We start from the raw sequence: 12,817 nt of genomic DNA on the forward strand, positions 1-12,817 counted from the left end.
ATGCGTGGCGCTCATCCATGTGACTATGAAGAACCGCGTCTTTACGCTATTCGTTAGTGACATCGAGCAGTCGGGATGTCTGGACGGCCATGTCGCTGGTGATAATTCTTCGCCACCAGCGCTGTAGAATAGGAATCCGAAAACAATGGCCGAAACCGAAAAGCAGTCCGACATCGCCTCGCTGACTGTCGAGCTGCTGAGCGCATACCTTTCCAACAACACGGTGCCGTCGGCAGAACTCGCCGGGCTGATCCAGTCAACCAGGGCCGCTCTGACGCAAGATGCCGCCCCTGTTGAGACTGAAGCGGACACGCCAACATTCACGCCGGCCGTGACGGCCCGCAAGAGCCTGGCGTCGCCTGATCACCTCATCAGCCTCATCGATGGCAAGCCGTACAAGACACTCAAGCGTCACCTGACGCGGCATGGCCTGACCCCGGAAACCTACCGCGAGCGCTACGGTCTTCCGGCCAGCTATCCGATGGTTGCTCCGGCGTTCGCGGCCATGCGCCGTGCGATCGCAGAAAAGATCGGGCTGGGTACCAAAAGGGCGGCCAATGCGGTCGTGCCTGCAGATGCAGTAGCAGCCGCGGATGCTGCGGAAGCGACCGACGTTGCTGCCCCAGTCGCCGCCAATCCGAAGAAGCAGGCTGCCAAGACCTCTGCGGCAAAGGCCGCCAAGACGCCTGCTCGCAAAGCGAAAGCGACCCCGAAACCCATCGCCACTTCAGCGGAAACGGTCACGGCGCCGGTAGCAGACGTAGAGGAAAGCCCAGTTGAGCCGCGGGCCGTAGAGCAGGCGGTCGAAACGCCTAGCGCGGCGCCGACTGCGACCAAGACTGCTGCGAAGGCTCCGGCTCGCGGCGCAGCGCCCAAGAAGCAACCCACGAAGCGCATGGCGCGGACCCCGAAGCCTGCGGCAAAGTCCGAAGCGGCTGCCCCGTTGTCGGAAGGAAGCTCTCCCGTAGAAACCGCGCCTGCGGAGACGGCCGACGCCCCGACCGCCGCAGAAAAACCGAAGCGCCGCGGCAAGTTGGGTCTGTTTGGAAAAGAAGCGGCTGACACAGACGCCGCGACAGAAACCTCGGCCCCCGCAGCTAGCGCGGCCAAGACGCGGTGGAAGCGTCCCCTCGCGAAGGCTAAGTAATCGTAGCATCGGCCACCCTATCGCTAAGCGGCGGGGTGGCCGGGCGACGATCCCGCTGCGTAGATTAGCCGGACCGGGATGCATACGCAGGGCGTCCGAAATGACCGCTCCGGGGGACTCGACGCCCGCTGCAACCAGAGCGTCGCGTTGAAGATCGACGGTTTGGCGATCGTGGGCCGATGACACTCGCATATATCCCACAAGCATGTACGACAAACGCCTAAAACCGTGTTGTCGTACACTACGTCAAAGCGACAGGGTTTGTCGGCTATTCAGGCGTAGGATTGCCGACCAAAGCCGAGGGATCGCGCAAGGGTGTCCGAAAACATGTGTTTTCCGACTGGGTTCGGCTCTTAAAAGCTGCCGGGCCGCTTCCTCCCAAATTCGCGAGAAAAGTCGGCCGCTTTTAAAAGCGGGCATTTCGATGGTTCTGATACTTCCTGCCTCGCAAAATGTGTGGGGCCTACGGCAGCTTCACAGCCGACCGGTTGTGACACCGTACGCTCGATAGAAGCGCTAAGGGTTGACGAAACCTGTTGCGGGCATCATCTTCGATTGATGTACGCTCCCGCGACATACAGGCGCTTTCGCCACCACGCCGGGCAACTCGCCGCGCGCCTGTAGCCCGGGCTTTGAGCGGCGTTGCCGCCTGAGTTCGGGCCTTATTCGATCTGATCCTTATGGTCGCGCCGTGCGCGCGCCGGTTTCGAATGGCGGAAAGCTGCTGCAATGGAACAATACACTCTCCCGGCGAATAATCGTCCGGCTATCCATCTCACCGCTGGCGAATGCGACGCGCTCTCGGAACTGGCGCTTAGCGCCGAACACAGGGACCCACATTCCTCGGCGATGCTTCTGGCCGAGCTCTATCGCGCCGAGTTGTGCGAGCCGGGCGAACTGCCGGAGCAAACGGTGGCGATGAACTCGCGGATCGACTTCATCGATGAAGGCACTGGCGCGCGCCGCACCGTGCAACTCGTCTATCCGCGCGATGCGGACATAGCTGCGGGACGCGTTTCGATACTGACTCCGATTGGTGCCGGCTTGATCGGCATGACAGCCGGGTCTTCGATCCGCTGGCCGGATCGCGACGGCCATGACCGGCTGTTGCGCATCGTGAGCGTGACGCCGCCCGGAGAGGGTTGAGGCCATGATTGAGGAACTGGCCCGTCACCGCTGCACCGGGGATGACGGCACGCCTTTGTTCGTGGTTGAGCACCGCCATTTCTTCACTTCGCAAGGGGGAGTAGGAGCGCGACAGCATCGCGGCTCGGCCTGGACAACGCTGCTCAACGGCGAGCCTGTGCGCTACATCGACAACCGGACCTTTGAAGTGATCGCGAATGGGTGAGCTGCTTGCCCACGATCCGCAGCGTTGCGACTGTGCGCCCGCAGTCAGGAATCGCGACACGGGAGGCAGGCTGTCGGGCAATGCGACCTGCAACCGCCTGATAGCCAGCTATACGGTCGAAGGAAGCAAGCTGACGATCAGCCTGGCCGGGACGACGATGATGGCGTGCCCGCCTGCGCTGGTCAACCAGGCGCGCAAGCTGGTCGATCTTCTTCGTAAGGTCTCCAGCCACAGCATCGATCACACCGGCGCGCTTATTTTGACAACCACGTCGGGCAACCAGCTCGTAGCACGGCGCCGACATCTCTTGGAAAGCAGGCCTGATCCTACCTCCTTACGAAGCGGATGTTCCGCTGGAATAAACGATCGGCTGCCACGTCGATTTGACATTAAGGAGGTGTACCGCGATCGCTGGATGCCTCTGCTTGAGACATATAAGCGGTTCATTGATCACGCCGGCCAACTCGCCGCACGCCGCTAGCCCGAGCTCGCGCACATTTGCCGCTTGAGCTCGGGCTCTATTCGATTTTGATCCCGCGGACGCGCGAAGCGCGTCCGCGATCTCGAATAAGCGGGAATCGCACATGTCAGAATTTACTGAAAAGCCGCACCATCTCCTATCGCACCATATCGATGGGATTCGCATCGTAGAGAATCGTCAGCGGCTAGGCTCAAGACCCAAGCACTTCTTTTCTAACAATTCCTCTTTGGAAATAGAAGACGAAGCGACCACACATTATGAAGCTGATTCCAACAGCAGGCTCAGCCGTCTGGGTGAATTTATTGACCTAAACCTTGCTTTGCTAATTCTCGTCGTTGGCGTTCCGACACTTGTTTATTGCGTGATTAGCTCGTCGCTTTGATAAGCCAGATCGGCATCATCGTTCGTGACCGTTGGTATCGCCGGTCATGGACGGTGCGTCGAAGTTTGACGTTGGCAGGGTCACTACCGAACGGTTGTGACTTTGGCTCAAAGGCAGCTTTTAACAATCCCGTGCCCGAAAGCTGCCTGCCTGTGAGACCAAGGCAAAACGTGGCCTGGAGTTCAACTGAGTAGCGGTTGAGTTCGGGATCTGGCAGCTGCTGGCGATGGCCAAAGTGGTTTATCCCGAGGATCGCTATCACTTCATGTGATGCTGCTTGACGTTGGTCCTGCGGCCTAGCGTCGATTTCTTGTGCGGCCGGATATGACAATTGAGGAGTTATACCGACTTGTCCAGCTGTGCATGGGGTGGGGCGACCGAAGCTGGCACGAGGTTCGGATCCACGGGCTTGCCCAGATCGGTCGTCGTCGTGGTCGTGGCGGTGCCGATCTCAGCGAAACGGCAGAAAAAAGCCGCTTTCGAGCTTTTGCCTGACGCCGGGCGAACGCGCTGGTTACGACTATGGTGGCTAGCGCTGCCAGCTTTGCCTGGAGAAGGTAATGCTTGTCGAGCGTCCGCGTTTCGGGCCAATTTGCATTGGCGGCAAATGGAGAGCGCCGCCCGAATGGTGCGGAAGCGGGCGATCGTATATGACCGACCGTAAGCGCCCATTTCGTAGCACGTTGCTTCCGGAGGCAGTGCGGCCATCATCGTTGACGCTGGAAGAGACAGTCCACCGCAACGACGTCGGCGGGTCGAGCGTGTCTTTCGAAGTTGAATGGCAGCAGGTCGTCGATATCGGCGTCGTGAGGGCGCTGGGGCAGTTCAGTGAGGACATGGCGTAGCCATCCTCCTGCATTGAAGCGCCAAGGCGACTTCGTACCATGCACCAAGGTGGCTAAATCAATTACGCGGTGTCCCACTCTAAGGCGATGAATGAACGGCCGGATTCGGGCACGTCATTTTGGCTTGGGGACGTCCACAATAGGGGCGGGGCGTGTTAGTGGGGAGTGTTTGGCATCGGGTCGGGTCAAGCCTCGAACAGGGCTGGGAAGGCTCGTCCATTTTGCGATCATCTGCTAGAAGGCCGGCGCTTCACGAAGGGTCTGACCTTGACGACAATACGAAAAGACATGGTGAGCTCGCGCAACAAGGGGTTTGAGGCGACGCACCAGGTTATCGTCGAAACAGCCGTCAGCCTGATCTCGGGTAAGGGCGTCGATGCTTTGTCGATGGCGGCGATTTCCCGTGCGGCCGGCGTCAACCGCACAACGCTCTATTATCATTTTGCCCACCGCGAGGAACTGATCGAGGCGGTCAAGGACTGGTCCGCGCAGCAACTGACGCGCGGCTTCAGCGACGAGATGCCCCGCGAGGAGCGGATCGCCCACATTACCCGCTTCGTGCTGGAAAACAGCGAAGTCGCCAAGCTGTTTATCGACGACTTCTTGACGCCGGGCGACATCCGGACACGCTATCCGCGCTGGGACGCCTTGGTCGGGGGCATCGGGTGCGATGCGCGCGCGGCGGGGTCCGACAACTTCGACGCGGAGATATACTCACTGATCATGCTGACCGCCGCCTTCATCGCGCCTCGCGTGTTCGTGGGTAGCGTGCGGCCGGACATGCCCGTGGACGAGGTGGTGGACCGGTTCAGCAAGGAGCACCTGCGTGTTCTCAAGCGCGACGGCTTGCTGGACGGATAAGATAACAATTTCGACACATGTGTTGTAATTGTCGGGTAAGCGTGTTTAAGATGGCTTGATAGCGGACCAGCCGAGTCATCCGGCGGACGCGATGGAGAGGAGCCAAGGCGCCATGGCAGGGCAAGCCGCTGTATTCAGTCCGGTATCGCAATCACAGCTCGATTGGCTCGGCACCGATCCCATTCCCGCCGAACCGTTTTACGATCCCGCCTTTTATGAACTTGAACGCCAGGCCGTCTTCCTGAAGAGCTGGATTGAGGTCGGCCACGTCTGCGAACTGCCTGAGCCGGGCAGCTTCATCCGCCGCGAGATTGAGTTCGCAAAGGCATCGATCCTAATCGTCAGGGGGAAGGACGGTGCGATCCGCGCTTTTCACAATGTCTGCACGCACCGGGGCACTCAGCTGGTCGAAGCAGAGGCGGGGCGGAAGTCGACGTTCAGTTGCCCTATCACATGTGGACCTTCGGCACCGACGGTGGGCTGATCTCGGCGCCTGACTTCGGCCAGTTCCATGTGGCGAAGGAGGACTGCTCGCTGCCGAAGGTGGCGGTCGAGGTCTGTGCAGGGCTTATCTTCATCAACTTCGCCGACCGCCCGCCGCCGCTGCGCGAATGGCTCGGCGACTTGGCCGACCGGCTCGATGCGCTTCTGGTGGCCCGCGCGACGGCGTTCCACGAATATGTCTACGAAATCGACGCCAACTGGAAGCTGACTTACGACAACTTCCAGGAAAACTACCATTTACGCTTCATTCATCCGCGGTCCGGCGGAGCAGCGACCGGCCCGGACAATCCGTTCGGATATCCGGTCCGCTACGGCTTCCATGGACAGCATCGTACCCAGACGATCTGGTCCAACGTCTCCGCGCCGCCACCTCCGCCGGCCGCGATGCTGGCATACGCAGCAGCGGGCCGGGCTGCAGCGGTAAACGGTCTTGGCCTGAACGACGCGAAGGACTATATCGCGCTGTTCCCGAATTTCTTCCTGTTCGGCTCACCGGTCCAGCATTTCTCCCACGTAATCATGCCGATCGACGCCACTCGCTCGCGCGGCGTGATCCGGATCTACTGGATCGGCGAGGATTCCTCCGCCAGCGAGAGCTTCGCGCGCGAATTGCTGATGGCCACCGCGCGCGACATCCATGCCGAGGACCGAGCCGTCATCGAGGCCGGGCAGAAGGGCCTGAGCAGCGGCGCGCTCAAGCACATTCACTTCCAGACCCAGGAAGTCCTGTGCCGCCACCTGTACCAGCAGGTCGCCGCGGCGGTGGAGCGTCATCAGGCGCAGAATGTGCGATGACCGCGAACCTTCCCGCCGGTTTCGAAACCCTCGAACCTTTCGCTGCGAACTGGGCAGGCCGCACCGCGGCGGACCGCGCTGCCGTGCGAGGCGCGTATCCACCCGGCGAACGCGCCGCGTTCCATGCGGCCTGTGCGCCCCTCATCGAAGCAGGTCTCAGCCAACTCGACGCCAAGCCGCTGCGTGACCTCAATGAGGAGGAGCGCCGGTTGCTCGACCTTATCCTGACTTATGCCCACGTCTCGCTCGCGATCGACGTGCAGGCGTCCGACGAGGACAGGCACCGACCCCTGCGCGAGGCGATGCGCGTGACGCGCGCGCCAGCCGATTTCTGATCAAATTTGAGCATGGGAGAACGGGGATGGACGTAACCGCAAAGGTCGTCTTCATATCTGGGGGTGGTGGGGGTATCGGCGGCGGTATGGCGATGGCCTTCGCCGAGCGCGGCGCCAGGATCGTCCTTGCCGACATCAATGTCGGATACGCGCAGGAAGAAGCAGACAGGCTTCCCGCCGACAGCGACGTGGCGGTTGTGCAGCTCGACGTCACTGATGCCGACAGCTGGGCGGCGGCAAGATCAGTGGCCGAGGATAGGTTCGGCGCGGTGGACGTGCTCTGCAACAATGCAGGGATTTCGTCGGGCTTCCGGCCCCTAGTCGAGACGTGCGCCGCCGATTTTGAACGGCTGATGAGCATTAACGTGACCGGCGTGTTCCATGGGATCACCTCTTTCGCACCCGGCATGATCGGGCGCGGCCGGGGCCACATCGTCAACACTTCGTCGATGAACGGACTCAATCCCTTCGCCAGCTTCGCAGCCTATTCAGCGAGCAAGTTCGCGGTGCTCGGCCTCTCCGACGCTGTCCGCGCCGAACTCGCGCCTGCTGGCGTCGGCGTCTCCACACTGTTCCCGGGGCTGACGCGAAGCCGCATGTCCGAATCTATGTCTTCCGGCCCGGTCGCCTTCGACGAAGCGCGGGCAGCGGCGATCCGGGCGAACATGATGGAGCCGGTGTGGCTCGGCCGCGCGGTGGTACGCGCTGTCGAGGCCAATGAGCCCTACATCATCACCCATCCCGAATACGCAGAGGACGTCAAGGCCCGGTTCGAGCAGGTCCTTTCAGCTTTCGGTGAACCGGCGCAGCCCGGCTACCGTACCGGCCGATCGGCGACTGCGGTAGCCTGAGAAAGAAACCTGCCATCAATAGACCGTAGTGAGCAGACTGGATCGTTTGGGCGATGCTCTTCGAGCCTGAGGCGAACCGGTGGAAGGCGCGTCGTCTCGGCGTTACACTTGCCCGGGCTTTTAGACGATCATGACCCCGGAGCATGCCGGCGGCGCGTCGCAGGAGAGAACATGAACGATACGACCAGCGAGTTTGAAGCGCATGATTTCTTCCGCAGCGATCGGTTCATCGACGATCCCTACGGCTATTTTGATTACCTGAGAGACCAGTCTCCGGTGATGCGTGAGGCGCATCAGGGCATATTCATGGTAACGGGGTATGCCGAGGCGCTCGAAGTCTACAACGATCCCGCTCGTTTTTCATCGTGCATGTCCACGACGGGGCCGTTCGCAGGCTGCCCTATTCCATTGGCCGGTCACGAGAACGAAGACATTTCCGAACTGATCGAAACCTATCGCGACCAGACACCGTTCAGCGATCAGCTCCCCACCATGGATCCGCCGACGCACTCCGCTCATCGAGCGCTCCTGATGTCGCTGATCACCCCGAAGCGCCTCAAGGAAAATGAGGAGTTCATGTGGAAGCTTGCCGATCAGCAGATCGACACGTTTGTCGCCCGTGGCAAGTGCGAGTTCATGGACGACTTCGCCCAGCCTTTCGCCGTTCTTGTCGTATCTGATCTGCTTGGTGTGCCGCCCGAGGACCGCACGGAGTTTCGCAAGCACCTCATCCGCGTGGAGCAGGAAAGCGGCGGGGCCGTAGTCGGCGGTACAGATGGCGAGGTCAACCACGGGCCGCTCGTCTGGCTTTACGACAAGTTCTCCAAGTATATCGAGGATCGCAGGTCAAATCCCAAGGAGGATATCCTCACCGGCCTCGCCAAGGCCACTTTCCCAGGCGGTGAAGTGCCGGAACCGCTCGACGTTGCCCGGATCGCGGCCAATCTGTTCGCCGCGGGCCAGGAAACCACGGTGCGTTTGCTGAGCTACGCGTTCAAGGTGGTGGGCGAACGTCCTGACCTTCAGAAACGTCTTCGCGAGGATCGCAGCCTCATCCCTAATTTCGTCGAGGAATGCTTGCGGATCGAGGGCCCGGTGAAGGGCGATTTCCGATTGGCCAAGAAACCAACGAGTGTCGGGGGTGTCGATGTCCCCGCCGGTGCTTTCCTCTATATCGCCAACAGCGCCGCCAACCGGGATGCACGCAAGTTTGAAAACCCCGGAGAATTCGAGCTGGACCGGAAGAACGCCCGCCTGCACGTGGCCTTCGGCGCAGGGCGCCATGCCTGCCCGGGCGCGCCCCTGGCGCGGGCCGAAGCGGTCGTCAGCCTCAATCGCATGTTCGACCGGACTAGCGACATCCGTATCTCTGAGAAAGTCCACGGCCCGGCCGGCGCCCGGCGCTATGGATATCTGCCCACGTTCATCTTGCGCGGACTGACGCATATCGCCCTGGAATTCGATCCGGTGGAGGTTGGCCCGCGATGAAAGTCCATGTCGACACGGACCTCTGCGCGGGTTTTGGAATTTGCGTCGGGATCTGCCCGGAGGTGTTCGAACTTCACGACGATGGCTACGCCACCGTGCTGCCGAGCGAGGTGCCGCCGGAGCTTCAGGACCTGGTGCGCCGGGCCGCCAGCCAGTGTCCGGCGCAAGCGATCTTCATAACCGATGACTAACCAAGGAGTGAGGCTAACTTCGATGTGACCGAGCGCCTGACGGTTAGCGAACTTGAGGTGATCAGATCCTGACGAAGCATAGGCCGCTTCAAAACGGGGATTCGTGTCGCTCTTTGTAGATGAATGGACGTCCGTGATCAGGAAGCCAATTCGGGCATGCGAACGTCCATTTTCAGGGCGAGTCCGGAACGGCACCTCCTGGTGCAGCGGCAGCCGAAAATAGACCTTCGTTTAGGAAGGGGAATGCAGGGCAGGTGTCGGATCGCTGCCGCCCCAAAGAAGCCATTCCGTACACGCCCGCATTGCGGTCACCCCATCGAGATACGGCGCGCTGCCGTTGAGAACCGCCACCTCCAGGGCTGTCTATGCGACAGGTCCGCAGCCTCGAATCTTACTAGAGCGCCGTGTCGGTCGCACTTGGCGTGGCGAAGAAGCGAAGTGGATACCTAAGACTATGGCAGTGACAATTGACAGCAGACGTTAACCCCGAACATGCAGTATGGCCGTGGATAACCCCTCCGCTCTAAGGGGATTGAGGCAAGAGGTTAATGACGAAGCGCATCGGAACAGAGCGGCTGGCATTCGAAAGCATCCATCCAGCCGGTCTAGTAGAACTCAGCGACGGGTCATATTGGAAGGTGTCTCTGGATGGGGCCCGGATTGTCAGGATGTGGAGGAAAGCGGACCTAGTTGAGGTGAAGGCGAACGGCGGAAGCTGGGATTGGGCTTTTCGGATCGTACATCTTGGCAGCGGCGCGTCGTCGCCAGCCACGCCTTCTGCCGGTCCGGAAACAGGCTGATCATACTCTGCGGGATTGACAGCCCGTCCCGTCGCAGAGCGCTTGCCGGGTGCGGATGGCCGGTTCCACCTCCGATAATGGGCGTTCCGAAAGGCAAATCGCTGCTCCGAAACTGGCCGTCTGTCCATATGGCCAGGCATAGGACTGTCGAATGCCGGCTATCGGCGACATCAGTCCTTCCGCAAGCCCGTGGGGAACGGCAAATTTGTCCCACTTTAAGGCGGTGAACGAAGGGCCGAAATCGGGCGCCCCATTTTGCCTCGGGAACGTCCACAATCAGGGCGGGTCCGGCCGTGATCTCGAATATCAAATCTAATGGCTATGTCTGGCGCCAGCGTGCGTATTCTAACGTCAGTAAGGGCAACAGGCAGCCTCTAAGCAGGCCCGTCAAGCGCAGCTACTTTCTAATGCTGCGACCGGGGGTTCCCGTACCACGTTTGCAGAAAGTAGCGGTAAGGATTATCTTCTTATATCAATAACATGCTTCGGTTCAGGGAATTGAGTCCCTTTATAAGTCAATGACTTAGCCTATCTGAAGGTATTGAAAGACTCGTCGGGCCGCTTCCCATAGTCTTTTCGTTGGAGGCGACTCGGCGATGGAAAGGTGGCGAGAGCAGTATCTAGGGATTGAAGCGATTCCTGAGACGCTGACCGAAGCGGAAATTGCATTCTTCTTCCGCCTCGATGAGGATAGCCTACAGGTTGTCACCAGCCGTCGGCGTCCAATGACCCGGCTCGGGTTAGTCCTGCATATCGGCTTTTTGCGAATGAGTGGCCGACATTTGTCCGCACTCGAGAGGGTCCCTTCCTCTGTCCTTGCATTCGCTGGTGACGAAGTGGGAGTGGCTGCCCCGCAGCTGGCTACACTGCGCGCCATCTATCGGCGGCGCATGACACTATTCGCGCATCAGCGCCTTGCGGCGTCGGCCACCGGCATCAGCGCAGCCAACGAGGCCCAACTGAGGATGTTGACCGCGTATCTGCGCCGCCAGGCTGAGACCGTCCTTGTTCGTGAGCAGTTGGTGACTGCGGCACGCCGCTGGCTCTACGATCACGCGTTCTTGATTCCTACTGACCGAAGCCTCGAGCAAATCGCCGCCCGCGCGCAGGAGTATGCTCTGGGCGAACTCAAGAACGCAATTGAGGCTAGCGCCGGCAGCGACACAGTAGCTGGGTGGACTGTGAAGTTGAGCGCTGTTGGTCCCAACCCGGACCAGGCGCTGCTTGACTGGCTGCGCGCCTCACCCAAGGGCTTTGGAGCTCGTGCAATAGGTGACGTTCAAAAGCGGATTGCCGTGCTCCATGCTCTCGGCGCCGAGCGCCTTATCCTCCCCGAAGTGCCGATTGAACGCATTCGTCAACACGCCATACGGATCTCTCGCCGCAAGGCATCGACGCTGCCGCGCCTAAACGAGCCTCGGCGTACGGTAGAGATCGGCTGTTGGTTGCGGCTGCACTTGCTCGAGATGACCGACGTCGTTTTGATGCAGACGAGCCGGCGCATCGGTCAACTTTGGAGCGACGCCCGCAGGAAGGTCGAGGAGCGAGCGCTCGAGCAGCTTAATCAATACCGCACTGGCGTTGACACGATCATCAGCGCACTCGACGATTACGACCTTTCCGATCGCGAGTTCCGCGAGAGGGTCTCCAAGGCGGTGTTACCGCTTCGCTCGGCACCGGCGACGAGAGGCAAGGTCCAGGCAATCCGCAACCAGATGGCCACAACGCCTGGGCCGTTGCGCCTGTTGCTCAAGCAGGCGGACGCCATTTGCCTGACGATTGCACCCGATCATCCGCTTAGTGTGGCGATGCATACGCTACGTAACGCCTACAATGGCCGTGAACTGGGGCTCATGCCTTGGCAGATTGAGCCGTTTCTTAAAAACCCGCCGGCTGCATTGCGAGCAGCAAGGACGGCATCGGATCGACTTGCCGCCTACGAGGTCGCTACAGCAATGCTGCTGAAGCGTTCGCTACGCAACGGCTCCGTCAGCGCCCCTCACAGCGCCCATCATCGCAGCGTCGCTGATCAGTTGATGCCGACCCTGCAATGGCACAAGCTGCGGCCGCAGGCAGTGCGCGATAATCGCTGGGCGGGCTCGATCGACGCCTATCTCGGGCGTTTCAGGGAGGCGTTGTCGCTGCGCGCGACCATGCTGGATGACGCGATCGGCGCGGCGGATGTAGGCATAGTAAACGGCAGGTTTCTCGTACCGAAGTTGCGTGCTCTTCCCACGGATCCCGCGACCGACAGCACTCGTACGGCGCTGTTCGCCGCCATTGGCGCTGTACAGCTTCCGGAAATCATTGTCGCAGTGGATGCGCGCACCGGCTTCTCTTCGCTGCTGCTAGGGCGAGAGGCTACCGGTGCTGACGAACTGCAAGCACTTTATGCCGCAATTCTCGCGCTGGGCACCGACAAGACCGCCGCCGAGATGGCGCGGATGGTGGACGGAGTCAGCGATGATCGAATAGAACTTGCGATGCGGGCGATGGAGGACAACGGCCATTTGCGCGCTGCCAGCGACGCTGTGGCCGCGGAAATGCTCGCCACTCCCCTTGCCGTGCATTGGGGCTCGGGTGTTGCTGCTTCGGCAGACATGATGAGCCTCGATGCGACCCGCAGGCTTTGGCTCTCTCGCATCGAGCCCCGCCGGAGGGTGCCGGCGATTGGCACCTACACCCACTGAGGTGGTGCCGGTTTTCTGGACAGGGTGTTAAGCTACTCCCGACCAAATAGATTGGTACGGGAATGAAGACGACGAGGAAGCGCTACAGCGCGGATT

The 12,817-nt window shown here is 60.7% G+C and carries 13 protein-coding genes and 2 pseudogenes; 13 read left to right on the top strand and 2 right to left on the bottom strand.

From position 1 onward, the window contains the following. The first annotated feature begins 145 nt into the window (after positions 1-145). Entirely contained in the window at positions 146-1,147 is a 1,002-nt protein-coding gene (locus ADT71_RS04420; RefSeq protein ID WP_082370149.1) for a MucR family transcriptional regulator, read from the top strand. 117 nt (positions 1,148-1,264) lie between these two features. On the opposite strand, the pseudogene ADT71_RS32850 reads toward ADT71_RS04420, so the two are convergent. Next, positions 1,265-1,354: pseudogene (locus ADT71_RS32850) on the bottom strand (recombinase family protein); the annotation flags it as partial. A gap of 522 nt (positions 1,355-1,876) precedes the next feature. Between ADT71_RS32850 and rnk the strand changes: the two are divergent. The 4 genes from rnk to ADT71_RS31150 all read left to right on the top strand — a co-directional run bounded on the left by rnk (position 1,877) and on the right by ADT71_RS31150 (position 3,361). Further along, complete coding sequence (rnk, locus tag ADT71_RS04425) at positions 1,877-2,293, top strand: nucleoside diphosphate kinase regulator (RefSeq protein ID WP_054435466.1); 417 nt, start codon at positions 1,877-1,879, stop codon at positions 2,291-2,293. A 4-nt stretch (positions 2,294-2,297) separates the two neighbouring features. Continuing rightward, on the top strand, positions 2,298-2,498 hold the full coding sequence (locus tag ADT71_RS04430; RefSeq protein WP_043978803.1) for a hypothetical protein: 201 nt from the start codon (positions 2,298-2,300) through the stop codon (positions 2,496-2,498). Next, the gene (locus ADT71_RS04435) at positions 2,491-2,979 is read left to right on the top strand and encodes an META domain-containing protein (protein ID WP_054435467.1); all 489 of its coding nucleotides are present in this window, start codon (positions 2,491-2,493) and stop codon (positions 2,977-2,979) included. The genes ADT71_RS04430 and ADT71_RS04435 overlap by 8 nt, the downstream gene beginning before the upstream one ends. A gap of 103 nt (positions 2,980-3,082) precedes the next feature. Beyond that, positions 3,083-3,361, top strand: a complete 279-nt coding sequence (locus tag ADT71_RS31150; protein ID WP_132469933.1) for a hypothetical protein — start codon at positions 3,083-3,085, stop codon at positions 3,359-3,361. A 707-nt stretch (positions 3,362-4,068) separates the two neighbouring features. On the opposite strand, the pseudogene ADT71_RS30055 reads toward ADT71_RS31150, so the two are convergent. Further along, a pseudogene (locus ADT71_RS30055) lies at positions 4,069-4,209 on the bottom strand (transposase domain-containing protein); the annotation flags it as partial. A gap of 264 nt (positions 4,210-4,473) precedes the next feature. On the opposite strand from ADT71_RS30055, the gene ADT71_RS04440 reads away from it, so the two are divergent. From ADT71_RS04440 to ADT71_RS04470, 8 genes are all read left to right on the top strand, one after another. Then, positions 4,474-5,067: a TetR/AcrR family transcriptional regulator gene (locus ADT71_RS04440; RefSeq protein ID WP_231635577.1), complete on the top strand. Its 594-nt coding sequence runs from the start codon at positions 4,474-4,476 to the stop codon at positions 5,065-5,067. Positions 5,068-5,179: 112 nt separating this feature from the next. Further along, positions 5,180-5,551, top strand: coding sequence for an aromatic ring-hydroxylating dioxygenase subunit alpha (locus ADT71_RS32855; protein WP_231635578.1), 372 nt, complete (start codon positions 5,180-5,182; stop codon positions 5,549-5,551). Beyond that, positions 5,509-6,366 (top strand): aromatic ring-hydroxylating dioxygenase subunit alpha, encoded by an 858-nt coding sequence (locus ADT71_RS04445; protein ID WP_231635579.1) that lies wholly within the window; start codon positions 5,509-5,511, stop codon positions 6,364-6,366. The genes ADT71_RS32855 and ADT71_RS04445 overlap by 43 nt, the downstream gene beginning before the upstream one ends. Beyond that, positions 6,363-6,701 (top strand): hypothetical protein, encoded by a 339-nt coding sequence (locus tag ADT71_RS04450; protein ID WP_054435470.1) that lies wholly within the window; start codon positions 6,363-6,365, stop codon positions 6,699-6,701. The genes ADT71_RS04445 and ADT71_RS04450 overlap by 4 nt, the downstream gene beginning before the upstream one ends. A gap of 26 nt (positions 6,702-6,727) precedes the next feature. Beyond that, positions 6,728-7,552, top strand: a complete 825-nt coding sequence (locus tag ADT71_RS04455) for an SDR family oxidoreductase (RefSeq protein ID WP_054435472.1) — start codon at positions 6,728-6,730, stop codon at positions 7,550-7,552. Positions 7,553-7,723: 171 nt separating this feature from the next. Continuing rightward, a complete protein-coding gene (locus ADT71_RS04460) occupies positions 7,724-9,040 on the top strand; it encodes a cytochrome P450 (RefSeq protein ID WP_054435475.1) in 1,317 nt (438 codons plus the stop codon). Next, positions 9,037-9,231, top strand: coding sequence for a ferredoxin (locus ADT71_RS04465; RefSeq protein WP_054435477.1), 195 nt, complete (start codon positions 9,037-9,039; stop codon positions 9,229-9,231). Before ADT71_RS04460 ends, ADT71_RS04465 begins: the two co-directional genes overlap by 4 nt. Before the next feature lie 1,396 nt (positions 9,232-10,627). Then, the gene (locus ADT71_RS04470) at positions 10,628-12,721 is read left to right on the top strand and encodes a Tn3 family transposase (RefSeq protein WP_054435478.1); all 2,094 of its coding nucleotides are present in this window, start codon (positions 10,628-10,630) and stop codon (positions 12,719-12,721) included. Positions 12,722-12,817 lie beyond the last annotated feature (96 nt).

The organism is Novosphingobium sp. ST904 (assembly GCF_001298105.1).
In the GTDB taxonomy this organism is placed as follows: Bacteria; Pseudomonadota; Alphaproteobacteria; order Sphingomonadales; family Sphingomonadaceae; genus Novosphingobium.

Excerpts from the sequence above, each read along its gene's own strand:
- ADT71_RS04420 (WP_082370149.1), top strand. The coding sequence starts at position 146 with ATGGCCGAAACCGAAAAGCAGTCCGACATCGCCTCGCTGACTGTCGAG.
- rnk (WP_054435466.1), top strand. The coding sequence starts at position 1,877 with ATGGAACAATACACTCTCCCGGCGAATAATCGTCCGGCTATCCATCTC.
- ADT71_RS04430 (WP_043978803.1), top strand. The coding sequence starts at position 2,298 with ATGATTGAGGAACTGGCCCGTCACCGCTGCACCGGGGATGACGGCACG.
- ADT71_RS04435 (WP_054435467.1), top strand. The coding sequence starts at position 2,491 with ATGGGTGAGCTGCTTGCCCACGATCCGCAGCGTTGCGACTGTGCGCCC.
- ADT71_RS31150 (WP_132469933.1), top strand. The coding sequence starts at position 3,083 with ATGTCAGAATTTACTGAAAAGCCGCACCATCTCCTATCGCACCATATC.
- ADT71_RS32855 (WP_231635578.1), top strand. The coding sequence starts at position 5,180 with ATGGCAGGGCAAGCCGCTGTATTCAGTCCGGTATCGCAATCACAGCTC.
- ADT71_RS04450 (WP_054435470.1), top strand. The coding sequence starts at position 6,363 with ATGACCGCGAACCTTCCCGCCGGTTTCGAAACCCTCGAACCTTTCGCT.
- ADT71_RS04455 (WP_054435472.1), top strand. The coding sequence starts at position 6,728 with ATGGACGTAACCGCAAAGGTCGTCTTCATATCTGGGGGTGGTGGGGGT.
- ADT71_RS04460 (WP_054435475.1), top strand. The coding sequence starts at position 7,724 with ATGAACGATACGACCAGCGAGTTTGAAGCGCATGATTTCTTCCGCAGC.
- ADT71_RS04465 (WP_054435477.1), top strand. The coding sequence starts at position 9,037 with ATGAAAGTCCATGTCGACACGGACCTCTGCGCGGGTTTTGGAATTTGC.
- ADT71_RS04470 (WP_054435478.1), top strand. The coding sequence starts at position 10,628 with ATGGAAAGGTGGCGAGAGCAGTATCTAGGGATTGAAGCGATTCCTGAG.